Source organism: Mesorhizobium sp. P2_D1 (assembly GCF_056404455.1).
Genome location: NZ_JBFUDZ010000015.1, coordinates 66,629 through 91,855 on the forward strand (window position 1 = coordinate 66,629; position 25,227 = coordinate 91,855).

General features: G+C 62.8%; 25 protein-coding genes. 17 read left to right on the plus strand and 8 right to left on the minus strand.

The window, feature by feature from the left end; all coding sequences use genetic code 11:
* Nucleotides 1-28: 28 nt before the first annotated feature.
* The gene (locus AC1D0I_RS13665; RefSeq protein ID WP_477395656.1) at nt 29-1,234 is read right to left on the minus strand and encodes a multidrug effflux MFS transporter; all 1,206 of its coding nucleotides are present in this window, start codon (nt 1,232-1,234) and stop codon (nt 29-31) included.
* Nucleotides 1,235-1,423: 189 nt separating this feature from the next.
* On the opposite strand from AC1D0I_RS13665, the gene AC1D0I_RS13670 reads away from it, so the two are divergent.
* From AC1D0I_RS13670 to AC1D0I_RS13685, 4 genes are all read left to right on the plus strand, one after another.
* A complete protein-coding gene (locus AC1D0I_RS13670) occupies nt 1,424-2,113 on the plus strand; it encodes a TetR/AcrR family transcriptional regulator (protein WP_477395657.1) in 690 nt (229 codons plus the stop codon).
* Between the two features lie 118 nt (nt 2,114-2,231).
* Nucleotides 2,232-2,774, plus strand: a complete 543-nt coding sequence (locus tag AC1D0I_RS13675) for an SspB family protein (RefSeq protein ID WP_477395659.1) — start codon at nt 2,232-2,234, stop codon at nt 2,772-2,774.
* A gap of 15 nt (nt 2,775-2,789) precedes the next feature.
* Nucleotides 2,790-3,035 carry a DUF4169 family protein gene (locus tag AC1D0I_RS13680; protein ID WP_477395661.1) on the plus strand — a complete coding sequence of 82 codons (246 nt, stop codon included), beginning with the start codon at nt 2,790-2,792 and terminating at the stop codon, nt 3,033-3,035.
* Between the two features lie 20 nt (nt 3,036-3,055).
* Complete coding sequence (locus AC1D0I_RS13685) at nt 3,056-3,277, plus strand: ribbon-helix-helix domain-containing protein (RefSeq protein ID WP_477395663.1); 222 nt, start codon at nt 3,056-3,058, stop codon at nt 3,275-3,277.
* A gap of 112 nt (nt 3,278-3,389) precedes the next feature.
* Here AC1D0I_RS13685 and AC1D0I_RS13690 read toward each other — a convergent pair whose 3' ends face one another.
* Nucleotides 3,390-5,192: a chloride channel protein gene (locus AC1D0I_RS13690; protein ID WP_477395664.1), complete on the minus strand. Its 1,803-nt coding sequence runs from the start codon at nt 5,190-5,192 to the stop codon at nt 3,390-3,392.
* 152 nt (nt 5,193-5,344) lie between these two features.
* On the opposite strand from AC1D0I_RS13690, the gene AC1D0I_RS13695 reads away from it, so the two are divergent.
* The 3 genes from AC1D0I_RS13695 to AC1D0I_RS13705 all read left to right on the plus strand — a co-directional run bounded on the left by AC1D0I_RS13695 (nt 5,345) and on the right by AC1D0I_RS13705 (nt 7,103).
* Nucleotides 5,345-5,776 carry a MarR family winged helix-turn-helix transcriptional regulator gene (locus tag AC1D0I_RS13695; protein ID WP_477227027.1) on the plus strand — a complete coding sequence of 144 codons (432 nt, stop codon included), beginning with the start codon at nt 5,345-5,347 and terminating at the stop codon, nt 5,774-5,776.
* Nucleotides 5,777-5,900: 124 nt separating this feature from the next.
* A complete protein-coding gene (locus AC1D0I_RS13700) occupies nt 5,901-6,206 on the plus strand; it encodes a hypothetical protein (RefSeq protein ID WP_477227026.1) in 306 nt (101 codons plus the stop codon).
* A gap of 15 nt (nt 6,207-6,221) precedes the next feature.
* Nucleotides 6,222-7,103: a sigma-70 family RNA polymerase sigma factor gene (locus tag AC1D0I_RS13705; protein ID WP_477395666.1), complete on the plus strand. Its 882-nt coding sequence runs from the start codon at nt 6,222-6,224 to the stop codon at nt 7,101-7,103.
* A 31-nt stretch (nt 7,104-7,134) separates the two neighbouring features.
* Here the strand turns inward: AC1D0I_RS13705 and AC1D0I_RS13710 are convergent, their stop codons facing one another.
* Nucleotides 7,135-11,049 carry an AsmA family protein gene (locus AC1D0I_RS13710; protein WP_477395668.1) on the minus strand — a complete coding sequence of 1,305 codons (3,915 nt, stop codon included), beginning with the start codon at nt 11,047-11,049 and terminating at the stop codon, nt 7,135-7,137.
* Between the two features lie 178 nt (nt 11,050-11,227).
* On the opposite strand from AC1D0I_RS13710, the gene AC1D0I_RS13715 reads away from it, so the two are divergent.
* Nucleotides 11,228-12,214 (plus strand): Dyp-type peroxidase, encoded by a 987-nt coding sequence (locus tag AC1D0I_RS13715; RefSeq protein ID WP_477395670.1) that lies wholly within the window; start codon nt 11,228-11,230, stop codon nt 12,212-12,214.
* A gap of 143 nt (nt 12,215-12,357) precedes the next feature.
* On the opposite strand, the gene AC1D0I_RS13720 is transcribed toward AC1D0I_RS13715, so the two are convergent.
* Nucleotides 12,358-13,845 carry a winged helix-turn-helix domain-containing tetratricopeptide repeat protein gene (locus tag AC1D0I_RS13720; RefSeq protein ID WP_477395672.1) on the minus strand — a complete coding sequence of 496 codons (1,488 nt, stop codon included), beginning with the start codon at nt 13,843-13,845 and terminating at the stop codon, nt 12,358-12,360.
* A gap of 143 nt (nt 13,846-13,988) precedes the next feature.
* On the opposite strand from AC1D0I_RS13720, the gene AC1D0I_RS13725 reads away from it, so the two are divergent.
* On the plus strand, nt 13,989-14,207 hold the full coding sequence (locus tag AC1D0I_RS13725) for a hypothetical protein (RefSeq protein WP_477395674.1): 219 nt from the start codon (nt 13,989-13,991) through the stop codon (nt 14,205-14,207).
* A 78-nt stretch (nt 14,208-14,285) separates the two neighbouring features.
* Here the strand turns inward: AC1D0I_RS13725 and AC1D0I_RS13730 are convergent, their stop codons facing one another.
* Nucleotides 14,286-15,698 (minus strand): FAD-binding oxidoreductase, encoded by a 1,413-nt coding sequence (locus AC1D0I_RS13730; RefSeq protein WP_477395676.1) that lies wholly within the window; start codon nt 15,696-15,698, stop codon nt 14,286-14,288.
* 205 nt (nt 15,699-15,903) lie between these two features.
* Between AC1D0I_RS13730 and AC1D0I_RS13735 the strand changes: the two genes are divergently transcribed.
* Complete coding sequence (locus AC1D0I_RS13735) at nt 15,904-16,389, plus strand: thioesterase family protein (RefSeq protein WP_477302102.1); 486 nt, start codon at nt 15,904-15,906, stop codon at nt 16,387-16,389.
* A 143-nt stretch (nt 16,390-16,532) separates the two neighbouring features.
* The gene (locus AC1D0I_RS13740) at nt 16,533-16,730 is read left to right on the plus strand and encodes a hypothetical protein (RefSeq protein WP_095087062.1); all 198 of its coding nucleotides are present in this window, start codon (nt 16,533-16,535) and stop codon (nt 16,728-16,730) included.
* Between the two features lie 24 nt (nt 16,731-16,754).
* Here AC1D0I_RS13740 and AC1D0I_RS13745 read toward each other — a convergent pair whose 3' ends face one another.
* Complete coding sequence (locus tag AC1D0I_RS13745) at nt 16,755-17,234, minus strand: Lrp/AsnC family transcriptional regulator (protein WP_477395678.1); 480 nt, start codon at nt 17,232-17,234, stop codon at nt 16,755-16,757.
* Between the two features lie 89 nt (nt 17,235-17,323).
* On the opposite strand from AC1D0I_RS13745, the gene AC1D0I_RS13750 reads away from it, so the two are divergent.
* The 3 genes from AC1D0I_RS13750 (at nt 17,324) to AC1D0I_RS13760 (ending at nt 19,974) form a co-directional block, all read left to right on the plus strand.
* Nucleotides 17,324-18,238, plus strand: coding sequence for an EamA family transporter (locus AC1D0I_RS13750; protein WP_477395680.1), 915 nt, complete (start codon nt 17,324-17,326; stop codon nt 18,236-18,238).
* Between the two features lie 141 nt (nt 18,239-18,379).
* Entirely contained in the window at nt 18,380-19,528 is a 1,149-nt protein-coding gene (locus tag AC1D0I_RS13755; protein ID WP_477395682.1) for a histidine kinase dimerization/phosphoacceptor domain -containing protein, read from the plus strand.
* Nucleotides 19,525-19,974: a response regulator gene (locus AC1D0I_RS13760; RefSeq protein ID WP_477395684.1), complete on the plus strand. Its 450-nt coding sequence runs from the start codon at nt 19,525-19,527 to the stop codon at nt 19,972-19,974. Before AC1D0I_RS13755 ends, AC1D0I_RS13760 begins: the two co-directional genes overlap by 4 nt.
* An 84-nt stretch (nt 19,975-20,058) precedes the next feature.
* Here the strand turns inward: AC1D0I_RS13760 and AC1D0I_RS13765 are convergent, their stop codons facing one another.
* Nucleotides 20,059-20,934, minus strand: a complete 876-nt coding sequence (locus AC1D0I_RS13765; protein WP_477395685.1) for a dienelactone hydrolase family protein — start codon at nt 20,932-20,934, stop codon at nt 20,059-20,061.
* A gap of 256 nt (nt 20,935-21,190) precedes the next feature.
* On the opposite strand from AC1D0I_RS13765, the gene AC1D0I_RS13770 reads away from it, so the two are divergent.
* Entirely contained in the window at nt 21,191-21,346 is a 156-nt protein-coding gene (locus AC1D0I_RS13770) for a hypothetical protein (RefSeq protein WP_477227016.1), read from the plus strand.
* 9 nt (nt 21,347-21,355) lie between these two features.
* Nucleotides 21,356-21,790, plus strand: a complete 435-nt coding sequence (locus AC1D0I_RS13775; RefSeq protein WP_477395687.1) for a hypothetical protein — start codon at nt 21,356-21,358, stop codon at nt 21,788-21,790.
* 30 nt (nt 21,791-21,820) lie between these two features.
* On the opposite strand, the gene AC1D0I_RS13780 is transcribed toward AC1D0I_RS13775, so the two are convergent.
* Nucleotides 21,821-24,136, minus strand: a complete 2,316-nt coding sequence (locus tag AC1D0I_RS13780; protein ID WP_477395689.1) for a glucose/quinate/shikimate family membrane-bound PQQ-dependent dehydrogenase — start codon at nt 24,134-24,136, stop codon at nt 21,821-21,823.
* Between AC1D0I_RS13780 and AC1D0I_RS13785 the strand changes: the two genes are divergently transcribed.
* Nucleotides 24,123-25,154, plus strand: a complete 1,032-nt coding sequence (locus AC1D0I_RS13785) for a DUF2059 domain-containing protein (protein WP_477395691.1) — start codon at nt 24,123-24,125, stop codon at nt 25,152-25,154. The two genes, AC1D0I_RS13780 and AC1D0I_RS13785, sit on opposite strands and share 14 nt — an antisense overlap.
* Nucleotides 25,155-25,227 lie beyond the last annotated feature (73 nt).

The following is a 25,227-nucleotide window of genomic DNA, read 5'->3' on the forward strand; positions in this document are numbered from 1 at the left end:
GCCCGGCCTTTTCGTGGATTGTAATTGTTTATTCCGCCGGCGCCTCGACAGCTTCGCGCGAGCGGCCGAGCGTGACCTTGGCCAGCGTGAAGGAGATGACCGCACAGAGCGTGATGCCGGCCACCATCGGCAGCGGCGTACCGTCGAAGAACACCCCGGCGACGCCCATGGCCACCGCACCGATGGCGAAGTGCAGCGTGCCCATCAATGCCGAAGCCGTGCCGGCGATCTCGCCATGCTCTTCCATGGCCAGCACCGAGGTGGTCGGGATGACCAGGCCGAGGAAGCCGTAGCCGACGAACAACAGCGCCGCCATCACGTCGAGCCGGTCGATGCCTGTGGCCATCACCGCGAACAGCACCACCATCGTCGTCGCGTAGCCAGTCACCGCGACACGCACCACGCGCCGCAGCCCGAAGCGCTCGGCCAGCAGACCCGTCAGCTGCGACATGCCGATGAAGGCGACCGCATTGATCGAGAAGAACACGCTATAGACCGAAGGCGAAAGCCCGTAGTGGTCGATCAGGATGAACGACGAGCTCGACAGATAGACGAAGAAGCTCGCAATGCCGAAACCGGCGATCGCCACCAGACCGAGGAAGTTGCGATCACCCATCAGGAAGCGGTAACCGGAAAGCGCGGTTGCAAAGGAGGAACCGGCGCGGTCTTCCACCGGCCGCGTCTCCTTGAGCGAAGTCGCTAACAGGATGGTGGCAAGCACTGCCGCACCCGTCACCGTCCAGAACACCGCGCGCCAGCCGAAATTCTCGATGATCTGGCTGCCGGTCAGCGGCGCCAGGATCGGCGACACCGAAAACACCAGCATCAGCAGCGACATCAGCTTGGCAGCCTCATTGCCGGTGTGCAGGTCACGCACGATGGCGCGTGGAATGGCCATGCCGGCGCTGGCGCCAAGGCCCTGCAGGAAGCGGAAAGCGATCAGCCATTCGATGGTCGGCGCCATTGCCGAACCAATGCCGCCGATCATGAACAGCGCAAGGCCGCCATAGAGCGGCAGCTTGCGGCCGACCATGTCGGAGATCGGCCCAACGACGATTTGGCCAAAACCCATCGACAGGAAGAAGATCAACAGGCTCATCTGCACGGCGGCGGTGCCGGCGTGCAGATCCGCGCCGATCGAAGGCAGCGCGGGGAGATACATGTCGATGGCGAACGGGCCGATGGCGGACAACAAGCCGAGCACGACCGCGATGCGGAGGAATTTGGGACTCATGATAAAGGCTTCTTTCGAATCTGGTTGCCGCCGCGGGCCGGCGGGTAACCCAAGGACGTTCCATCCCCTGAAATTCCGACTCTCCAAGAGCGAACTCTGTTCGTCCCTCCGGAGCCAAATCTCTTCGTATTGTGTCCACAAATTTAGACACCCTTGTCTAATTCGTCAATCACCTCTATATAGATTTATATGAAGCTGCACGTTTCTCCTGACACTTTCCCGCCACGCGGCCATGAGGCCAAGCGCATATCGATCGTCGACGCCGCAGCTGGAGTCTTCTGTCGCGAAGGTTATGCCGGCGCCAACATCGACCTGATCGCGGTCGAGGCCGGCGTCTCACGCCAGACCGTCTATAACCATCATGGCGACAAGGAAAAATTGTTCGTCGCCGTGGTGCGCGATCTGACCGAGCGCTGCAATACCGGCATTTTCGCCACCATTGCCACCTTCCCCGATCAACCCAAGGACCTCGAAGCCGATCTGATCGGCTTTGCCGTGCGCTTGAACCAGAACTGCATCTGCAACCGCGACGGAAAATTCCTGCGCAAGCTGATCCAGACCGAAGGCGAGCGCTATCCCGAACTGTTTGCCGAGTGGCTCGAGCAGGGCCCAGGCCGGACATGGCCGGCAATCGCCGCCCGCTTCGCGCGGCTGGCTTATGGCGGTTACCTCGCGATCGAGGATCCCGATGTAGCGGCACGCCAGTTTCTCGGCCTCGTCAATGCCGAGCTGCAAACGACCTTCATGCTCGGCGGCACGCCGCGCGAGGACGAGGTGCTCCAGTCGGCGACCAATGGCGTGCGCACCTTCCTGCGTGCGTTTGGCAAGCGCCGGTCCGCCGCATCGGTTGAAAAGCAGGCCGCGCTGGCCAGCGCCTGAGCGATCAAATCGTCGGCAATAGTCCTCGTCTCGGTGCGGAGGTGATCTATATGCGGTTTACGCCGCGCTCAAGCTTGATTACAGCTATGCGGACGATTCAACGGAACCCGACCGCCACATGGCCGACGACCACATCCGCTACGACATTCTCGCCCAGGAGGCGTTGCGCGGCGTCATGCGCAAGGTCCTGGCCGAAGTCGCGCGCACCGGCCTCCCCGGCAACCACCACTTCTTCATCACATTCCTGACTGGCGCGCCGGGCGTGCGCGTGTCGTCGCGGCTGCGCGAGCGCTATCCCGAGCAGATGACCATCGTCATCCAGTTCCAGTATTGGGACCTGAAGGTGACCGACACCGGCTTCGAGGTCGGCCTGTCCTTCTCCGACGTGCCGGAGAAACTCGAAATCCCCTTCTCGGCCGTACGCGGCTTCTATGATCCTTCGGTCAATTTCGAACTCGAATTCGACGTCAAGACGGACGGTGTGGCAGCCGAGGAACTAGCCGCTGAAGCCTCGCCGGAGCCACTGACCATTGTCTCCGAGAAAARGCCGAAGGCCGAGAAGAAGGCCGCCGCCGCCGAGTCGGAGAAGAAGCCCGCTGCTGCCGACGCCGCCACCAAGGGCGCCGAAGTGGTCTCGCTCGACGCCTTCCGCAAGAAATAGTCCACGCCTCGCGCCATGGCCGACATCGTCAACCTCCGCCAGGCCCGCAAGCAGAAGGCGCGGGACGAGAAACTGCGCTTCGCCGAACAGAACCGGGCGCTGCACGGTCGTTCCAAGGCCGAAAAGGAACACGACCGCATGATCGCCGACAAGAGCGACAAATTCGTCGCAGGCCACCGTCGCGAACCCTTTGGCGATAAAGACAACCAGAGCATCGGACAAAAAGGTGCGCGTCGGCTTCCGGATGAATCCGATGCTTAGAGCAAAATGAGCACTCCACCGTGAGCGCCGTCGAAAAGCGCTCGGTGACCATTCGCGGTCACCGCACCAGCTATTCGCTGGAAAAGCCCTTCTATGACGATCTCGTCGCGATCGCGGCGACCAGGAAGCTGACGCTCGCCGCTCTTGTCGCCGAAGTCGACGAGACGCGGCCCCGCGACACCAACCTGTCTTCGGCGCTCCGGCTCTTTGTCCTGGAGTGGGCAAAGCGCGGCGCCGGCTAAATCTTTGTCCTTACGCCCTTCCGGACGGAAAACCGCCACACACTTTTCCTGGAATTCCTGCTAGACGCAATTCCGGACGGAAAACCGTTTCACACTTTTCCTGGAATTGCTTCTAGAGGCTCTCGACCACGTCCGCCTTTTTCCTGCGTCTGGTGCCGAAGGCAAGCAGGGTCGAGCGATCGCGTTCCTCGGCCTGTTTCCTCGACCGCACGCGCATCAGATCCTTCCAGCCGACATAACCGACCAGCTGCAGGCCCTCTCGGGTGACGACGGGCAGATGGGACACGTTGGCCAGCAGCAGCTTGTCGGAGAGACCCTCCAGATATTCATCCGGATAGGCCAGCGTGATCTTGCTGCCGGCCAGCAGCTCGCCAAGCGTCGTGGTACGGTGCCTGCCGGCGCGTCTCCAGCGCAGGATTGCCGGCGGATCGATGAGACCGATCACATGCCCGTTCTCGTCGACGACGGGAAAGCTCGGATGCCGCGTTTCCGGCGCCGTCAGGAACGCCGCCGCGCCATGCAGCGTCATCGTCGCCGGCACGCTCTCGACCTGAGAGGTCATCACCTCGCGCACCCTGGTCAGGGCGAAGGGATCGACACGGTATTCGCGAACCAGATGGTGTCCCCTTCTGGCGATCTTCTCGGTCAGGATCGAACGCTTCATCAAAAGGACGGTGACGGCATGTGCCGCCGCGCAGGCCGCGATCAGCGGCACCAGCATGTGCGTGTTGCCGGTCAGCTCGACGGCAAAGAAGGTTGCGGTCAGCGGCGCCCGCATCGTGCCGCCCATGGTGGCGGCCATGGCAAGCAGCGCCCAGAAGCCCGGATCGGCCGCAGGCAGAATGCCGGCGAGCACCGCTCCCATCGCACCGCCCATGATCAGCAGCGGTGCCAGCACGCCCCCGGACGTTCCCGAACCGAGCGCCACCGACCAGATGATGGCTTTCACCACAAGGAGGATAAGTGCCGCGGTGGCGACCGTGCGGCCATCCAGCATGTCGGTGATGTTGTCATAGCCGACGCCGAGCGCCTGCGGCTCGATCAGTCCGCCTAGGCCGACCACCAGGCCGCCCAGCATCGGCCACCACATCCAGTGAATGGGCAGCTTCTGGAAGCCGTCCTCGCAGGCATAGACCATCTGCGTCAGCAGCCCCGACAACAGGCCGGCCGCAACGCCGATCGAGACCCAGCCGGCAAGCCCGACAAAGGACACCTCCATGCCGCCCTGAAACGGAAAGATCGGCCCGGGCAGATGCAGCATGGTGCGCTCGACCTCCGCAATGATTGCCGCGACCGCCACGGGAATGAAGCTGCGCGGGGTCCATTCGAAAAGCAGCAGTTCGACCGCCAGCATGATGGCCGCGATCGGTGTGCCGAAGACCGTGGTCATGCCGGCCGCCGCACCTGCCACCAGCAGCGTCTTGCGCTCATTGTCGCTGACCGGCAGCATTTGTGCGATCAGCGAGCCGATCGCGCCGCCCGTCATGATGATCGGGCCCTCGGCCCCGAACGGGCCGCCCGAGCCGATCGAAATCGCCGACGACAGCGGCTTCAGGATCGCAACCTTGGCGTCGAGCCTCGAGCGCCCGAGCAGGATCGCCTCGATGGCCTCCGGAATACCGTGGCCGCGGATCTTCTCGCTGCCGAAGCGCGCCATCACGCCGATGATCAGCGCGCCGATCACCGGGACGACAACAGAGGCATAACCCAAAGGCGTGTCCTGCAGCTTCATATCGGCAAGCGTGAACTGGCCAAAATAGGCAATGTTGGTGGCAAGACGGATCAGTTTCAAAAGCGCGATGCCGGCAAACAGCCCCGCAGTCGCCACCACCACGGCGATGGCGGCGACCAGCAGCACCCTGGCATCGGTGGTGAAATCCCTGAGATGACCAGGATTGGAGTGATTGGGCTTCATGACGGACTTTGCTTTCTGGCGGCGAGCCGTATCTCGCGGCATGGTCGAGGCGGCCAGCCGGCTTTGTCGGCTGGCTATATATCGTAACACGATATAAATATTCAAGTCGCTTTTGCGCGAAATCCGTTTGAGCTTTCCTGGAAAACGAACAAATGTCTGGTATGACGCAGCCACAGAAACTACGCCCGGCGATCAAGCAGTCCGACTACCAGCGGCTGTCCGAATTTCGCTACCTGATCCGGCGCTTCCTCGAATTCAGCCAGATCCAGGCGGAAGACGCCGGCCTGACGCCGCGCCAGCATCAGGCGCTGCTTGCAATCAAGGGATTCCCGGGCGGCGGACCAGTGACGATCGGCGACCTGGCGGAGCGCCTTCGCATTCGCCATCACAGCGCCGTCGAGCTGGTCAATCGCCTTTGCGAGGCAGGGCTGGTGGCAAGAGATCAGGACAAGGATGACCATCGCCGTGTGCTGCTGCGGCTGACCGAGCGCGCCGACGATTGTCTGGCCGAGCTGTCGGCAGCACATCTCGACGAGCTGTCACGCATCGAACCCATGCTCAAGCGCCTGCTCGTCCGCGAGTGACGCGCCGGCATCGTTGCAGCACGGCAGCAAATTATTCCTGGCACCCTGAATCCTTGGGCTTCCCGGGAACGTCTCGACAGGAGTGGGCCGGCAAGGCGAAACACGATTCAAGGGAACAACCACGATGAAACGCCACCTGATACGCTACAAGACCAAGCCGGAGCTGGCCGATGAGAACGAGCGGCTGATCAAGGCCGTATTCCAGGAACTGAGCGATAAATCTCCGGACGGCGTTCGCTATATGACATTGCGGGCCGGCGACGGGACCTTTGTCCATCTGGTCGAAACGGAAACTGATGCCCATGCCGAACTCATCACCGGGCTTGCGGCATTCGAGGCCTTTCAGAACGGCATCCGGGACCGTTGCGTTGAGCGCCCTCAACGTGACGAAATGACCGTAGTAGGCAGCTATCGGATGCTGGGCGAGTAGTCGGGATAGAGGCGCATGAACATCCCTGGCGATATCCGCGATCCCTTCGATCGCCTGTTCGGGGAATTGCGCCCCAAGCTACACCGCTACTGCGCCCGCATGACGGGCTCGGCCATCGACGGTGAAGACGTGCTCCAGGAAGCCCTGGCCAAGGCGTTCGAAGCCCTGCCCAACACCGGCCCGATAGCGAATCCGGAAGGTTGGCTGTTCCGCATCGCCCACAATGCGGCGCTTGATTTCCTGCGCCGTCGCGCCCGTGAAAAGGCCTTTTCCGATGAGGATCCGGACATGATCGTCGACCCGGCCAACCCCACCGTCGATCGTCAGGCCGCGGCCGCCGGCCTGCACACCTTCATGCGCCTTCCCGTCGCACAGCGAAGCAGCATCATCATGATGGACGTCCTGGGCTATTCGCTGCAGGAGATCAGCACCATGCTCGACACCAGCATTCCGGCCATCAAGGCGGCGCTGCATCGTGGCCGCGGCCGCCTGCGCCAACTCGCCGATGAACCCGAGGATCGCCCTTCCCCCAGGCTGAGTGCGTCCGAACGCCTGCTCCTCGACGCCTACATCGATCGTTTCAACGCCCGCGATTTCGATGCGGTGCGCGACATGCTGGCGGACGAGGTGCGGCTGGAACTGGTGGCCAGGGCGCGGCTGAATGGCCGCGGGCAAGTGGGCACCTACTTCCGCAATTATTCGTCGGTCCAGGATTGGCGTTTCGTGCCGGGCTTCGTCGAAGGCAGGCCGGCAGTCCTTGTCTGCGATCCAAGTGACCCGACGGTGCGGCCTTCCTACTTCGTGCTGCTGGGATGGCAGGCGGGCAGGCTTGCCGCCATTCGCGATTTTCGTCACGCTCGCTACGTTGCGGACAGCGCCGAGATGTCCGTCCTCTGAGGCAATTGTTCAGCGCCGGCGGTAGTTTCCGCTACTGCAACGACTTCAGCAGATTGTCGATGGTGAACGGATTGGACTTCGGCTTGGCGGGCGGCGGGCTGTCGTTGGCCTCCGGCAGCGGCGCACGCTCCACCTTCGGGGCCTGCTGCGCGGCCTTGCGTTCGGCCTCGAGCCTTGCCTTTTCCTGCGAGGCGATGCGTCTCGCCTCCTCCGCCTTCTGCCGCTCCTGCTCGTCAGCTTGCGCCTTGGCTGCCTCGTCGGCGGCCTGCTGCTGGGCCGCGGCCTCGGCATCTGCCTGGGCTTTCGCTTCGGCATCGGCTTTCGCCTTTGCATCCGCTTCAGCTTGGGCCTGCGCATCTGCTTGGGCCTTTGCCCTGGCGTCGGCCTCGGCTTTCAGCCGCGCCGCTTCCTCCTGTTGGCGCAGTTCCTCGGCCGCCCTGTCGCGTTCGTCCTGCAACGCCGCGTAGTAGCGCACCTCGCGCCGCAGCCGCTGCTTTTCAAGCAGCGCCGCCTGCATCGCCTCGACGCGCTGTTGTTCCCTTTCCAGCGCGCGCTGGGTCAGGAACTGTGACAGCGGCTCACTGTCGAACTGCCGTTTCACAGCGCCGAACGGCCCCTCGGCGGTGAAGTTCACAACCGGCTCGGAGCCGACCAGCGCGTCGTCGCCAGGCCGATAGGTGATCTCCCCCTTGGCGGAAACCATGGCTGTGTTGAGGTCCGCTATGATGTCGGCGGACAAGGTCGCCGCCGGATTCTCCAGGCTGATCGGCGGTGCCCGCACCGTGCCGCCGGCAACCGTGAAGGCGACAGATGTATCCTTGGCGGCAAAACTGCCATCGGCGGCGATTTGCGGCGCGAAGGCGGCGGTCTTGGCCGCATCGATGTCGCGCCCGATCGCATCCGCCTTGGCAAGAAACGCGTTGAACGCATCGGGATTGACGCCGGCGACCTGCAAGCCCTTCAGCGCCGCCGTGCCGGAGCCGGACAGAGCCGCCACCATCGCATCGACCGACTTGCCGCTGGTCGACAGCGCCGTCGAGAAATCACCATTGCCGCTGATGCCGGCATTCGGCAGCACGGTCGCCAGATCGGCGCCGGCCAGTTTCATCTGGCCGGTGAAAAGTCCGGTGCCGTCATTGTTCTTCAATTCGAACAGGCCTGTCAGCGCACCATTGAGGAATTTCGCCTTGAGATCCGAAACCCGGATGCCTTCCTGGTCGAGCTTGAGCGAAAAGCCGGCGTCATAGGCGGTGGCGAACGGCCCGGCGGCAAGTGCCGCGGTCGTCAGATCGAGGTCGGCGGTGAACGGCAGACTGGATTTCTGGCTGAACGGAGCAGCCGGCCAGCCACCATTCTTGTCGCCCCCACTCTTATTGACAAGGAAAGCGGAATCGCCGAACAGCGCCACCGCCATCGGATCGAGATCAAGTTCGTCGAGCACCAGCGCGCCGGCCAGATGCGGCACGCCGTCCTTGACCTCGACATTGACGTCGCCGGACACCGCCGCCTCGTTTAGGGCACCGCTGAGATTATCCAGCACCAACAGGCCGTTGCCATAGTCGCCCTGCGCCGCGAGTGACGCCGACATGCCAGCGCCCATACCCGGCAGGCCGATGCCGGTCGTCATCAGCCACGGCTCGATGTCGGCGGCATCGAGGCTGAGCTTGCCTTTGACGGTAGCCCCTTGCGGCGTGTCCGCGACGGTTCCCTCGAAACCGGCCCTAAAGTCGTTGCCGGCGAGGCTGAAAGTCGTCGCCAGGCCGCCGCCAAGCGTGCCCTTGGCCTGAACGTCCGTGCTCGCCTCGCCCAGCATGCCGAGCGGCAGCGCCGGCAGGCCGTAGAGCGCCAGCAGCGCGGTGGCGTCAGGGTTCCTGGCGTTGAAGGTCAGCGTCACCGGCGCTTCGAGCAACTTGTCCGCTGCTCCCTTCCCCGACAGCGATGCCGAGAAGGCCGAGCCGCCGGCCTTGCCTTGGCCGCTCACCGCCAGCCCCGTAGTGCCATCGCCATTGTCGGCGGCACTTGCCACAAGGTCGACGCGTGCATCTTGGAACAGCTCGGGATAGGCCGCCGCACGGCTTGCCAGCCCCTTCAGTACGGCATTGTCGGGATAGTGCTGGGCAGCAACGTCGACCAGCGGCTTGAGATCGACGGCAACCACCGAAGCGTCGAGCTTGCCGGTCGGACTTGCCGGAAAATCCTTGATCCGGCCGGTGGCGCTGATCGAGGCGCCGGCCAACCCGCCCAACGACATTCGGTCGATTTCAAGCAACCCGTCGCGTAGCCTCAGCGCCGTGTCGACCGTGTCGGCGGTCAGGCCGCCGGCGCTGACCGGCCCGGCCTTGATCTGGAAATCCAGGTCGCGGTCGGCAAAGCGGTTGGCGCCCTTGTCGCTGACGAAGATCGAGGCGAAGGCCGCCAGCCCGTCGACATCGAGCTCACCGCCTTCGAGCCGCATCAGCACCGACGGTTTGGAATCGTCAGGCTGGCTGGAATCGATACTGCCGGAAAACTTCGCCTTGCCCAGGATCAGTTCCAGATCGCTGAAGGCCTGGCGCTTTTCCGTGAGATCGACCGTAGCCTTGAAGCCAGCGGCCGGCAGTCGGCGGATCGCCTCGTCGACATCCTTCGACAGCCAGGCGGCAAAGCCTGAAGGTTGCGCGACCGCCAGCAGCAGCGAGCCGGTGAAGCCGAAATGATTCTCGACGCTGAGCATGCCGTTGGCTTCCAGCGTGGTGCGGCCAGGCAGTGTCGCGGCGAGCGATTCCACCAACCAGCCGCCATCGGTCGGCTGGGCGGAAAGATGGACGTCGCGCACCGTGGTGTCGCCGGCGACCACCGCCGGCAGCTTGACCTCGACGGTGCCCGGTATGGTCGGCTTCGGCAGCTCGTGCAACGCTTGCTCAAGCGCCGCGATGCGCTGGTCGAGCGTCGCGCCGGCGCCGGCCTCGGCGCCTACCGCCTCGTCGAACTGCACCTGCGCGCCACTGGCCTCGATGGCGAAGCTCGGCTTCAGGCCGAGATCGACCGAAGCCTTGCCGTCGGCGGTGTACGGGTTGTCGAGCGGCCCGGTCTCGAAGCGGAATTCGTCGACACCGAGCTTCTGGTGGTCGAGCGAAAACTTGCCGTTCAGCCGAAAGCCCGGATCGGGCTTGCCAGCACTGACCTTCACCGTCTCGCCGTCGTTGCCGCGCAGCGCGGCGCTGTTCTTGTCGGCACCGGAGATCTTGAACTGGCCGGAGTAGACGGCGGCACCCTTGACGATGCCGGCATTGCCGTCGGTTTCGATGACCAGCGGATAGGCATCGGGATCGGCCTTCAGCCGAAGCCGCATCTGCCCGGTGCCTTCGACCTTGCCGGTGGACGCCACGACCGTGGTGCGAAGGCCGTCGAGCCGCAGTGTGCCGTCCATGCGCCATGGCCCGGCCAGCGACTTGGCCGAGATCGTCGAATTGATCTCGGAAATGAGATGGCTGCGTCCGCCGGCGGCATGGCTGAGTTTGATCTGCCCTTCCGTCACCGTCAGCTTTTCGATCGAGATCTGGTTGAGGTCGAAGGGCGAGGACGGTCGCATCGCCCAGTCGACGGTACCGTTGCTGGCAATATCGATGGTCGCTTGCGGCCGCACCAGCCGCATGTCGAAGATCAGCACCTCGCCACGCAGGAAGGGCGCCAGCTCCGCATCCATCGAAAACGTCTCGACGGTCATGGCCGGCTGGCCATTCGGGCCACCGGCGACGGTGACGTTGGAAAAGGTCACCGAGGGAAACGGCAACAGCCGCGCCGTGGCATCGCCCTGCACCGTCACCTTGCGGCCGAGGATGGCGCTGGCCTCGCGCTCGAATTCGGCGCGGTAGCCGGTCCAGTCGACAAAATACGGCACCACCAGTGCCGCACACAGCACCAGCACGAACAGGCCACCGAAGATCACGAACAGGCGTGCGAGCATCAGCTCCAAACGGATCGATTGAAATTCTGCCGCACTCTACCTGCATCCGCGTGTCGATAAAGAGGCAATTCGTCCAGCGTTGCGTGATGTCTCATCCGCAGGTTGCGTGATGTCTCATCCGCAGTTGCGTGAAGTCGGATGATCTGAAACAAATCCTGGAAAAGCGGAGATTTTTCGGATGTCAGGGAAGAACTGGGACCGCGTGCCGATCGATGCGCAGAGCGTCGATGCTCCACTGTCGTTGTCGGCGGTCTTTCTTGTCGTCACCGTCGCCGGCGAGCAAAGCGCTCTGGCCAAGGTCGCGGCCGTGCTCGGCGGGCTTGACGATCTCGTCAAGACTGTCGGATTCCGTGACCTGTCCGGCCACCTGTCCTGCATTGCCGGCATCGGCCGTGAGCTCTGGGATCGTCTCTCTCCAGACCGGCGGCCGCTGGAGCTGAGATCGTTTGCGCCGATCAAGGGCGCGGTTCATTCGGCGCCGTCGACAGCGGGCGACCTTCTCTTCCACATCCGGTCCGAACGCCCCGACATGTGCTTCGAGTTCGAGCGCATTCTGCTCGACAGCCTTGGCGACGGCGTGACGGTCGTCGACGAGGTCTCGGGCTTCCGCTATTTCGATGCGCGTGACCTGCTCGGCTTTGTCGACGGCACGGCCAACCCGACCGGCCTCGATCTGCCTGCCTCGGCGCTCGTCGGCGATGAAGATGCCGACTTCGCCGGCGGCAGCTATGTCGTCGTTCAGAAATATCTGCACGATCTCAATGCGTGGGCGCGAACGCCAACGCCCCTCCAAGAAGAGATCATCGGCCGCACCAAGATCGACAACATCGAAATCGATGATGACGCCGCGCCGCGCAAATCGCACAAGTCGCTGGCCACCATCGAGGATGCCGATGGCAACGAATATGACATCCTGCGCGACAACATGCCTTTCGGCCAGCCGGGGCGACGAGAATTCGGAACCTATTTTATCGGCTACACCAGGTATCTCTGGGTGATCGAGAAGATGCTGCAGCGAATGTACATCGGTGACCCGCCGGGCGCTTACGACCGGCTGCTCGATTTCTCCACGCCGCACACCGGCACGACGTTCTTCGCGCCAACCCGCCCCATGCTGCAAACGCTTGTTCAGGGCGCGCAGGAGAAGCCTGCGGCCGCACGGTAGTCCGCCGTCTCTGGTTTGCCACCGACCGCATTCCCGTGCGCGCGGTGCGCGAGTTGAAGGCAGGGCCGTCCGAGGCGGCGCGTTGTCTTAAGACGGGTCTATGGGCACTCACAGCTCACAGCGGGCTGCGGCTTGGGAGACGCTTATTCTTGCCTGTCGACACGCTCCAGGATCGCGCGATAACGGCTGCACACAGCGGGATCCTCAAAGAAATCCAATTCCGCATCGACTATCTCGTCAAGTCTTAGTCCAGGGTAATGTGCCTTGACTTTTGCCAGGACGTCTTGCGCTTGCTCGATTTCGCCGAGTTCGCAATGGCAGACGACAAGACGAACGAGCGACCACCGCGGTACGCTCGCCATTTTCGCGTAGCAGGCCGTTGCCTCGCGATATCGTCCAGCAGTGGTCAGTATGATGCCGCGAAAGTCTTCATACCATCCCACGGCGTATGGGTCGCGGCGCTGGGCTTGGTTTATTTCAACAAGCGCCTCATTCGGCCTGTCCGTGTAATTGAGGAAAAGGGCACGGATGCTGAGAATGAACGGGTCGTTCGGATTCAGGGCAACCGCACGGTCAAGACTGATTTCAGCCTGCCTGAATTGGCGCAAGTACAAGAGAGCAAAGCCGGTCGCGAGATGGCCGTACGCCCCGTCGGGGTCGAGTTGCAACGCGGTTTTTGCCATCTCCAGCGCGGAATGCAGATAATCTGAATTGTAGTAGACCCAGAAGAATTTGAGGGTCTCTACAACGCCGAGCATGGCGTGGGCAGCAGCAAACCGCGGATCGAGCTTTACCGCTTGGCGCAGAAACGGTTCCGCTTCATGCGCGGCGTCATAGACGGCCGCCAATTGCAGCGCCCGGAGGTAAAACTCATAGGCCGACATGTTGTCCGTCGGCCGGGCCCTGGCGCGCGATGCAATCGCGGTTCTGGCCTGCCGGGCCAGGCGGGCTGCAATCATCTGGGTGATTTCATCCTGGATGGCGAAAATGTCATCGAGTTCGCGGTCGTAGTGCTCGCCCCAGATGTGAGCTGTTGAGGATGCGTCGATCAGTTGCACGGTGACCCGCACCCGGTTGCCGATCTTCCGCACGCTGCCTTCGACGACATACTGGACGCCAAGTCTCTTCGCCACCTCGGCCACGTCATTCGCCTTGCCGCGGAACTGGAAGGAAGAGTTCCGCGCAATGACCAGGAACTCCCTGAACTTGCCAAGCTCGGTGATGATGTCTTCGGTTATCCCGTCGCTGAAATAGCCCTGTTCCCGGTCGCCGCTCATGTTGTCGAAGGGAAGGACGGCGATGGACGCTCTGGCCGGCGCTGTAGCCTCTGCCGTGGCCACAAAGGGCTTGGGACCAGCATATTTGTAGCCGCGACCATGCACGGTTACGATCATCTCGGGGGGCAGCAGTTTTCGCAGCGCCGAAATGTGGACCTGCAGCGTGTTCTCCTCCACCACCACGCCGGGCCAGACAGCATCGAAGAGTTCGGTCTTGCCGATCACCTCGTCCGGCCTCTCCAGCAACGTGGCGAGGATGTCGAAGGACCGCGTCGACAGCTCCATCGGCCCCTTGGGACCCAGCAGCAGCCGTTCGGCGCGTTTCAGACGATAATTCCCAAACTCCAAGTCCATTTGCAAAAGAACCCGTCCCTCGAGGGCAACGATAACCCAAGACGGTCCTGAAGGCGAACTTCAGGGTAGTTCAGAACCTTTCAGGTCCGAGCCAAGGACCTGGGTGGGACACGGTGTCATTCTCACCGTCACTGGAGGACACCATGGCCAACATCTCCACCACCGTCCTGATTAACATCCGACGCCTTAAACTGCCTCGGCTAGGCTTTCCGAGGCTTGCAATCGGCGCAACTCTCAACGCCATATGCGGTGTAATGGGCGACGCATTCAAAATGGCCTACCTGGACCCATACACCGGTCTTCGTCGCCAACCGCCGATCGTCCCGGACGAAGATCTTGAAGGCCGAGATCCCAACTGGTGACCTGCAAATCCTCGCCGAGTGGTTCAGCGCAAGCTTCGCGACTGGGTCGAGCCAACTACGCGCTAACAAGTCCGCGCCCTAGTTTCCAGGCAATATCTTGCCCGGGTTCATGATATCAAGCGGATCGAGCGCCTGCTTGATGGTGCGCATGATGTCGACGCCGTGCCCGAGTTCATGGCGCAGGAAGCCGATCTTGCCCTGGCCGATGCCGTGCTCCCCGGTGCAGGTGCCATCCATGGCGATCGCCCGCATGTTGAGCCGCGCGACGAACTTTTCCGACAGCGCGATCTCCTTGGGGTCGTCGACGTCCATCAGCACCAGCACGTGAAAATTACCGTCGCCGGCATGGCCTACGATCGGCGCGATCAGCCCCATCTCCGCGATATCGGCTTCGGTCTCCGTGACGCATTCGGCAAAGCGCGAGATCGGCACGCAGACATCGGTCGACAGTCCCTTGGCGCCCGGCCGCAGAGTCAGCGACGACCAGTAGGCGTCGTGCCTCGCCTTCCACAGTTTCGCCCGCTCCTCGGCGACACTGGTCCACAGGAACGGCCCGCCGCCATTCTCCTCGGCGATCATGCCGAAGGTCTCGGCCTGCTCGGCAACGCCGGCGTCGCTGCCGTGGAATTCGACGAAAAGGCACGGGCTCTCGGGATAATCGAGTTTCGAATAGTTCTGCATTGCCCGCATCTGCAGTGCGTTGACCAGTTCGATGCGCGCCACCGGAATGCCCATCTGGATCGTCGCGATGACCGCGTTGCAGGCCGCCTCGACACTCGGGAAGGGACAAACGCCGCCGGAGATCGCTTGCGGAATGCCCTGCAGCTTCAGTGTCAGCGATGTGATGATGCCAAGCGTGCCCTCCGAGCCTATCAGCAGTCGGGTTAAATCATAGCCGGCCGAACTCTTTTTTGCGCGCTTGCCGGTCGTCACCGTCTCGCCGTCGGCCATGACGGCGGTCAGCGACAGCACGTTCTCGCGCATCGTGCCGTAGCGCACCGCATTGGTGCCGGACGCCCGCGTTGCCGCCATGCCGCCGAGCGAGGCGTTGGCGCCCGGGTCGATCGGAAAGAAAAGACCGGTGTCGCGCAAATGCCGGTTCAAATCCTCGCGGGTAACGCCTGATTCGACAGTACAGTCGAGATCCTGCGGATTGACCGCCAGGATGCGGTTCATCCGCGACGTATCGACCGAGATGCCGCCGCCCGGCGCATTGGTGTGGCCTTCCAGCGATGAGCCGACGCCGAACGCAATCACCGGCACCCGATACACGGCGCAGGCGCGCACGATCTCCTGCACCTCGGCCGTCGTCTCCGGGAAGGCGACACCATCCGGCGCCTGCGTCGGGATATAGGTGGTGGTGTGCGCGTGCTGCGAACGAATGGCCTGGCCGGTCTGGAAGCGCTCGCCGAGCCGCTGCTTGAGGATGCCGAGCACCGCCGCGATGCCCTCCTCGTTGCGTTCGACCGGATTGAGGTCGCTCAGAGCCATGAATTCCTCCGCGAATGGACCAGCGCGCACCCTTGTTGTGCATCTATGGATGATGCGCTCGGCAATCCCAGGAAAGGCGTGGAGCGGCTTTCCATCGGAATTGCGTCAAACAAGGAGATAGAGCAGTTCGGCGTTTCCGTGAAACGATGAACCGATCTAGTCTCACCGGCAACAGTCTGTCCAGCACCAGAACAAGGAAGTTTCGATGCCTATTCCCGCCCCCTTCGTCTCCCAATCCATGGACATCGAGAAGGACTGGATCGACTATAACGGCCATCTCAACATGGCCTATTACAACGTGCTGTTCGACCGCTGCTCGGACGACGCCTTCGAGGCGATGGGCATGGGGCCGAATTACGCCAGGGACCGCCGCCTCACCATCTACACGGCGGAAGTCCATGTCTGCTACGTGCAGGAGCTGCACCTCGAGCACAAGGTCACCGTCACCTTCCAGCTGATCGACCATGACGACAAGCGGCTTCGGGTCTACCAGGAAATCCGCCACGTCGACGGCTGGCTGGCCGCGACATCGGAATCGCTTTCACTGCATGTCGACATGTCCGGGCCGAAGGTGGCGCCCTTTCCCGCCGATGTGCTTGCCAAGGTCGAAGCCATGCGCGCCGCCCATTCGGCACTGCCGATGCCGGAGCGCGCCGGCCGTTCGATCGGGATTCGCCGCAAGACCGCTTGAAGCGACACGACGGCCACGTTAACCTTACCGAGGTTTTAACGGGAACAAGCCAATTGAGCCATTGAACGACTCAGCGGAGCGGTCGAGAACGATGCTCATGGGTTGCGATACGGCGGCGGGCGAAGCCGGTTCGAGGGACGTGCATGAAAACCGACATCAAGGTCGAAGTGGACAGGCTCGTAGCCGATCCGCGCATCACCGACTATGATTTCTGGCGCTCGCTCAAGAACGTCAACAACGAGATCTTCCACATCGCCAACAACAACGAGCCGATCCCGTTCGACATGATCCGCTGGCGCGCCATCCTGAAGCAGGCGCGCATGAAGCGCGGCCACGCCTAGAGCCTTCGACCGACATCCTCGCCTTCAAGACTGGCGCTTCACCGCTCCCAGCGGCGAGCGCGCCACCACCGGCGACGACTGGATGATCGCCGTGTTGGTCATCGCGTAGGGAATGATGCGGTCGATCACCCGTTCGAGCTCGGCCACCGAGCCGACATGCGCCAGCGCGATGAAACAGTCCTCACCTGTCACCCGGTCGCATTGCGCAATCTCCGGCAGCTCGCGGACGATCTCGGCCACCACAGCCAGTTGTCCCGGCACCGGACGGATGCGCAGCCATGCCGATAGCGGCAGGCCAAGTGCCGCAGGGTTGATCCTGACAGAATAGGCCTCGATGACGCCGCTCTCCTGCAGTCGCTTGATGCGCTCGGCGACACTCGGCGCCGACAGGCCGACCGAGCGGGCAAGCTCCGCCGTGCTGATGCGCGCGTCCTTTTCCAGCAGCCGCAGGATCTTCATGTCCGCCGCATCGAGGTCGGCACTTTCAGTTCGAAGGCGTTTCAAGGAAATCTCCTTGCTTCCGGGAGAGAGATAGCCAGAAGAGCCAATCATCACCCATATAAATCGACAAAACCGCCTGCGATACTGATCCGATGGATGATCAAACGCAAGCTCTCGCGGCAAGCCCTTCCCCTTCTAACCCTGTCGAGAGCGGGCTGGCGACGAGACTGCCGCCACATGTCTGGTTTGGCGTCAGCGCCGTGTTTCATTATCTCGGGCCGGCGTTCGCCGTACTGCTGTTTCCGCATGTCGGCGTGCTCGGCATGGCGTGGCTGCGCATAGCCACCGCAGCCCTGGTCTTCGCGCCAGTGACCCGTCCATGGCGAACCTTCGCCCGCGCCGATCGCTTGACGCGGCTGCTGTTGCTGGCCTTCGGCGCCTGCCTGGCGGTGATGAACTGTTCGTTCTACCTGGCGCTCGACCGCTTGCCGATTTCGCTGGTCGCGGCAATCGAATTCGTCGGCACCATCGGCATTGCGCTGATCGGCCTCAGGAGCCCGCGCAATCTCGCAGCGCTTGCCATTGCCGTCACCGGCACATTGCTGCTCATCGACGTCAAGTGGTCGAGCGATCCGCTTGGCCTGTTCTGGGCCTTCCTCAACGGCGCGCTGTTCGTCGGCTACATCGTGCTCGGCCACCGCGTCGCCCGCGCGGGCGCAGGCGACGGCATCGCCGGCCTCGGCGCGGCGATGGCCATTGCCTTCATGGTCGTGCTGCCGATCGGCCTCACCGACGCGCTGCCGGCCCTTTTCTCACCAATGCTGTTGCTCGCCGCCATCGGCGTCGGCATCTGCTCGTCGGTCATTCCCTACATCTGCGACCAGCTCGCCATGTCGCGGCTGCCGCGCGCGAGCTTTGCGCTGATGCTGTCGCTGCTGCCGGTCACCGCGACGCTGATCGGCGTCATCGTCTTGCGCCAGATTCCGAGCCTTATTGACTGCTTCGGCATCATTTTGGTCGTCGCTGGCGTTGCCTTGCATAAACCCGCAGCCGTCAGACAAGTTTAGTAAAACGTTTTATTATCAAAGGCTTAAATCAACAACTCTTGAGCTCCGCGATTCGCCAGACCGCGATAAAACGGCTCAAGATTGAACTATTTCCACTCCTGAGCCGTTGGTCCCCACGAAAACGGCTTGGAGTAGAAAGAAATGGACTGGAAACGGACCAGGGAACCGGCTGACGCCTGGCGCATGACAGACGATCTGCATGCAGAACACGGCAAGGGCGATCCGTTCGCCGCCGCAATTCGCGCCACCCGCATGTCGATGATCATCACCGATCCCCGGCAACAGGACAATCCGATCGTCTTTGCAAATGACGCGTTCCTGCGCCTGACCGGCTATGAGCGCGACGAGGTCATGGGTAAGAACTGCCGTTTCCTGCAAGGACCCAAGACCGACAAGGCCGCCGTCGACAAGGTGCGCGCCGCGATCGAAGATCGAGCCGACATCGCCGTCGATCTTCTGAACTACCGCAAGGACGGTTCCAGCTTCTGGAATGCGCTCTATATCAGTCCGGTTTCCAACGACAAAGGCGAATTGCAGTTCTTTTTCGCCTCGCAACTGGACGTCTCGGACCGCAAGAGCTCGGAGCATCGCGTAAAAGCGGACAAGGACCGCTTCGAGAAGGCAGTACAGGAACGTACCAGCGAGCTTGAAGCCGCACTCGAGGCGCAGACAACCCTGCTCCACGAGGTCGACCATCGGGTGAAGAACAACCTGCAGATGATCTCCTCACTGATCATCATGCAGAGCCGGACCATGAAGGAGGAATCGACCAAGCAGTCGCTGTCCACCATGCTGGCGCGCATCGAGGCRCTGAGCACCGTCCACCGCCGGCTCTACCAGTCGAAGGACGTTAGCCGGTTCGACGTCTCGGATTTCGCCAGGGATCTCGTATCCGACCTGCTCACGGCTTCGGGACGTTCGGAGATCAAGTCGACCCTCGACCTCGAACCCATCGTCATTTCGGCTGAAAAGGCAACTCCCGTCGCCCTGATGGTCAATGAGCTTGTCACCAACGCGCTAAAACATGCTTTCAAGGAAAAGCCTGACGGCACGAGGACGGGGCGCATCGGCATCAAGATGAGCCAGCCTGACGGCCACTTCAACATCGAGGTGTCCGATGATGGGGTCGGCATGGCTGATGCCAGCGGCGACGCGTCTTTCGGCATGCGGCTGATCAAGTCGCTGGCCCGTCAGCTGCGCGCCGACATCGAATGGCGCGACGCCGGCCCCGGCACCAAAGTTATCATCTCGATGCCGAACGAACCGCAGCAAAAAGGGAATGTGTCATGATTGAACCGCTCAAGGTCCTGATCGTCGAAGACGAAGCGCTGCTGGCAATGGAACTGGAAGGCCTTGTCGAGGACGCCGGCCACAGCGTCGTTGGCTGGGCGACCTCCCTGACCGAAGCAAGGACCATGGTGGATACAACGGCCGCCGACATCGCCTTTGTCGACATTCATCTGACCGACGGGCCGACCGGCGTCGAAGTGGCCGAGTATATCGGCCAGAAGAAGAACGCCATGGTGGTGTTCATGACCGCCAACCCGAAACGTATTCCCGATCATTTCGCAGGCGCGATCGGCGTGATTGTCAAACCCTACACGATGAACGGGCTGAGCTCCGCGTTACGCTATCTGCAGGAAGGCGTGCGCCGTCCGCCGCCCGTTTCGGTGCTGCCGTCGGGCTTCACGCTGTCGCCGGCCTTCGAAACCGTCTGGGCGTCCTCAGGTGCCTGACTCCAAAAGCTGGAGCACGGGAAAGCGCGTAGCGCTTTCCCTAAGGCAAATCCGAGTGACGCGGCGTTACCGCGATGAAAAGCTCTACGCCAGCTTCTCCTTGAGGAAAGCGATCGTGCGCCCCCAGGCGAGATCGGCCGCCTTCTTGTCGTAGCGCGCTGCCGAGGTGTCATTGTTGAAGGCGTGGTTGGCGCCTTCATAGACATACACCGTGTATTCGACATGCGCGGCATCGAGCTCCTTCTTGAAGGCGTCGATGCCGGCATTGGTGCGCTCGTCCAGCCCGGCATAGTGCAGCAGCAGTGCAGCCTTGATCTTCGACACATCGGCGGCCTTCGGCTGCATGCCGTAATAGGCGACGGAGGCGCTGAGGTCGGGCGCGTTGACGGCCAACATGTTTGCCGTGCCACCGCCCCAGCAGAAGCCAACGGCGCCGACCTTGCCGTTGCCATCCTTTTCGGCCTTGAAGAAAGCGACCGTTGCCACCCCGTTGGCGACAGTCTGCGCGGAATCCAGTTTGGTGAACATGTCGCGCGCCTTGTCCTCGTCGTCAGGCGTGCCGCCGAGCGGYGACAGGAAATCCGGCGCCAGCACCACAAACCCTTCCAGCGCGACGCGCCGCGCCACATCGCGTATATGCGGGTTGAGCCCCCTGTTCTCGTGGATGACGATGACGGTGCCGAGCTTGCCGGACTGGCTCGCCGGCTTGACCAGATAGCCCTTCATCTCGCCGCCGCTGCCGGCATATGTGATGTCCTCGCCCTTCACGCGTGGATCGTTGTCGGCGACGATTGCCGCTTGCGCCGAATTTGCCGCCAGCAGCGGTGCGATTGCGGCGGCGGCAGCACCCGATCCGGCAAGCCGGGTCAGTTGCTCCATGAAGCGGCGGCGGTCGAGCGTCAGATGGGTGTATTCATCATAGGCGTCGATCATAGCCTGGGTGATGGCTGGTTTCGTCATGGGCGCGCTCCTTCGATCCGCTTTGGCATCGTTCGCAAGATAGGGGCGAGGCTCCTGTCGTCCAGTCACGGCTCGGTGACACCTCGTCCTCCCTCGCGAATGCCCTGGAGGCTTCCAGCATCATCACGTTTTGGTCATCGGCCACAAATCCTGATGGCGCTGCCACAATAGTGGGGGACACTGACAGACGTCGGCCGCGCCTTGGCGCGGTCACGGTCCTGATCTGAAAGGCCCGATCTGGAAAGGAAAGACGCCGATGACCATGCCCTCGCCAATCCTGGCAGCCGCCTTCCTGTTTGCCGCGACCGCCATTCCAGCGTTGCGCGCGACGATCGTTGCCGCAAGTCGAAGGTCCACGATCAAGGTCCGCAGCCATCAGCGCCATCCGGCAAACACGAAAACCCAGGGTTGAGGTGAAGTCATGGACGTACAGGACATCGTGAACACTGTTTCGCAGAAGGCAGGTCTCGACCAGGCGACGACGGAAAAGGTCGTTGGCACCATTTTCTCGGTGCTCGAGCACGAAGCGGAAGGCACCAGCGCCTCCTCATTCTTCGCCAAGATCCCCGGCGCCGATGCGTTGGCCCAGAAGTATGACGTCATGGCCACCGCCCCAGCCGGCGGTGGCGGCTTTCTGTCCTCGCTGCAGGGCGCGCTTGGCGGCGTTCTCGGCGAGAAAGCCGGCGCATTGGTCAACGGTATTGCGGCGCTGAAGGCATCCGGCCTCGACATGGCGCAGATCCAGAAAGCGGGCGCGACGCTGATCCAGCAAGCCAAAGCCGCCGCCGGMCCGGACCTGACGAACGAGGTGCTGGGCTCGGTGCCCAGCCTGAAGAGCCATCTCGGGATCAGCTGAGGCGTCGATCCGTCAAGACAGTAGTCTCCCCTACTTCGGCAGCGCGTAGGCCATCACATAATCGCCCGGCTTTGTGCCGACCGAGCCATGGCCGCCGGCAACGATGACCACGAATTGGCGTCCGTCGGCGACGGTGTAGGTCATCGGCGTCGATTGCCCGCCGGCCGGCAGCCGCGCCTGCCAGAGCTGCTTGCCCGATGTCAGGTCATAGGCGCGCAGATAATCGTCGACCGCTGCACCCAGGAAGGCGACGCCGCCGGCGGTGATCATCGGTCCGCCAATGCCCGGTACACCGACCTTCAGTGGCAATGGCAGCGGCGTCATGTCGTAGACGGTGCCGTTGCGATGCTTGTAGGCGATGGTGCCGGTCCGCAAATCCACACCCGCGACATAGCCCCAGGGCGGCGCCTGGCAGGGAATGCCGAGCGGCGACAGGAACGGCCCCATCACCACGGCATAGGGGGCGCCCTCGTTGCGGTTCAGCCCCTGCTCGCTGCCGCGCCCTTCATCCGGCGGCGGCACCTGATCGCGCGGAATGAGCTGCGACTTGAAAGCCAGATAGGTCGGCATGCCGAACAGTACCTGCCGCACCGGATCGACCGCGACGCCGCCCCAGTTGAAGGTGCCGAAATTGCCAGGATAGATTAGCGACCCCTGCACCGACGGCGGCGTGTAACGGCCTTCGTAGCGCAGGCCCTGGAATTCGATCCGGCACGCCAGTTGGTCGAACATGGTGATGCCCCACATGTCGGCGCCGGTCAGCGGCTTCGGATTGAAGGAGAGGTCCGACGCTGGCTGCGTTGGCGCGCTGTGGTCACCCTCGACGGCGCCGCCGGGCGCCGGCACTTCCTTGACCGCAACCACCGGCTCGCCGGTGCGGCGGTCAAGCACATAGAGATCGCCCTGCTTGGTCGGCCCGACCAGCGCCGGCACCACCGTGCCGTCGGCCTTGGTGATGTCGATCAGGCTCGGCTGCGCCGGCACGTCCATGTCCCAGAGGTCGTGGTGCACGGTCTGCCGCACCCAGCGCAACTGCCCGGTGTTGAGGTCGAGCGCGGTGATCGAGGACGAGAACTTCTCGACATTGTCGCTGCGCCCGGCACCGAGCTGGTCCGGCGTCTGGTTGCCGAGCGGCACGTAGAGCAGGCCGAGCTTCTCGTCGGCGCTCGGCGTCGACCACATGTTGGGCGAGTTGGCGGTATAGGTCTGGCCCGCCGCCAGCGGCGTCGTCTGGGCCGGATTACCGGAATCCCAGTTCCACACCAGGGCGCCGGTGTTGACATCATAGGCGCGGATGACGCCGGACGGCTCCTGCGTCGAATAATTGTCGTTGACGGCTCCGCCGACGACGATCTTTCCGCCCGATACCAACGGCGCCGAGGTCGAATAGTAATAGCCCGACTTCGGATAGGGCATGTTGGTCAGCAGGTTCAGCGTGCCGCCCTCGGCGAAGGCCGGACAGACCTGCCCGTTGGCGGCGTCGAGCGCGATCAGCCGCGCATCCGAGGTCGGCAGGTAGACGCGGGTTGCACAGGGCTGGCCGGCGGCGATGGCGGCATCGGCATAATAGGACACGCCACGGCAGGTCTGGTGCTGGCGATCCTTGTCGAGCTTGATCTTGGGATCGTAGCGCCATTTCTCCTTACCGGTCACCGCATCGACCGCGATGGCGAAATTGTGCGGCGTGCAGATGTAGAGCGTGTCGCCAATCTTCAGCGGTGTCACCTGATACGTTGTCTCGCTGATATCGTCCGGCCCCTTCACGTCGCCGGTGCGATAGGTCCAGGCCGGCTGCAGCTTGGCGACATTGTCCGGCGTGATCTGGTCGAGCGGCGAATAGCGTTGGCCAAACTGCGTGCGTCCGTAATAGTGCCACTCACCGGCCGGCACATCGTTGCCGAGATTGGCATTGGGGATCACCTTGTCGGTGTCGAGCTCGCCGGCAATGTCCTTCGGATCCGCTGTCATTGAATAACCGGCGACCGCCAGCGACGCCAGCACGGCAAGGATCAGCGGCGCGCGTGCGTCAGGGCCGGTAATCCCCCGCCGCGCCCACGGCGTCAGCAGCCACAGTGCAACCAGCACGATGATGCCGCCGCGCGGGCCGAGTTCCCACCAGTCGAAGCCGGTTTCCCAGACTGCCCAGGCCAGCGTGCCGATCACGATCGCCGCGTAGAGCCACAGCGCGGTGGACCGGCGCCGGTAGAGCAGCCAGGCGGCGATCAGGAAGGCGAGGCCGACGATAATATAGTACCAGCTGCCGCCCAGCGAAGCCAAGCGGATGCCGCCGCCGCCAAGCACCAGACCGATCAGGAAAAGGATGAGGGAGGTGATGGTGACAGCCAAGATGATACTCCTTCGACTGTTGCGTTTTGCGACGCCCAAGGACAGCCCGATGCACCCGTTCCTGCCCTTCGCACAGCTTTCTCCCGCCCGCCCCGCCTGTCAAGGCGACGCACACGCCAAGGTGGCAATCCATCTTGCCTGCGGTCGGGTTTTCCAGCAGTCTCAATCATCTCTCCGCAGGAGCAAGCAAATGACGTCGTTCGTTCCGCCGCTGACGCGCCTGATGCTTGCACTCTGTTGCCTTGTCTCTCTCACCGTGGCTGCGCCTGCGCAGACGCTGCATGAGATCAACAAGGCGAACGGCTTTCACGAGATGCTGATGGCTATCGGTCCGGGTTTCATCGCAGCCGTGAAATCGGCGCCGGAAACGCCGCCGCAAAAAGTCCAGGACGCCCTGGCGGCGGCCATGGAAGGCGCTTTTGACGCGAACAAGATGGAGGCAGCCATCGAAGCGCGCATGGCGGACAAACTGCCCGCCAGTGAATTGTCCGACCTGGCCTCGTTCTATGCGTCGCCCCTCGGTAAACATGTCACAGCACTGGAAATCCAGGCTTCAACTCCGGAAGAAAGGCAACGCAAGACGATCGAAGGTCCCAAGATCCTGGGCGAACTTCCATCCAGGGATCCGGCTCGGCTCGCACTGTACAAGAAGCTCGTGGACGATCTCAGCGCTGTCGATACCGGAGAAGCCGTGGCCTTGAACATGGGCTATGCAATGCTTTCCGAGATGCTGGGAGCAGCCGGAAAGCCCCTGCCCGACGACCAGATCATGGCCCTGCTGCGTCAGCGATCCGAAGGCCTTCGCCATGACATCGAAACGGACGTCATGGCATCGGTGGCCTACATCTACCGGGATCTGCCGCTTGACGATCTCAAGCTCTACCAGACTTTCCTGACATCGCCCGCCGGCAGCCACTATTACGACCAGATGCAGGTCGCTCTCGGCGCCGTGATGACCGACGAGGCGCGCTCCTTCGGACATCGATTTTTCGTCGCCCTCGGTTACCGCAAGGCCTGAACGGCCCATATCAGACACTTTAGCGGAACAAAACGTAGACACTTCTGGCCTTTCGCCGCCGAATCACTACATT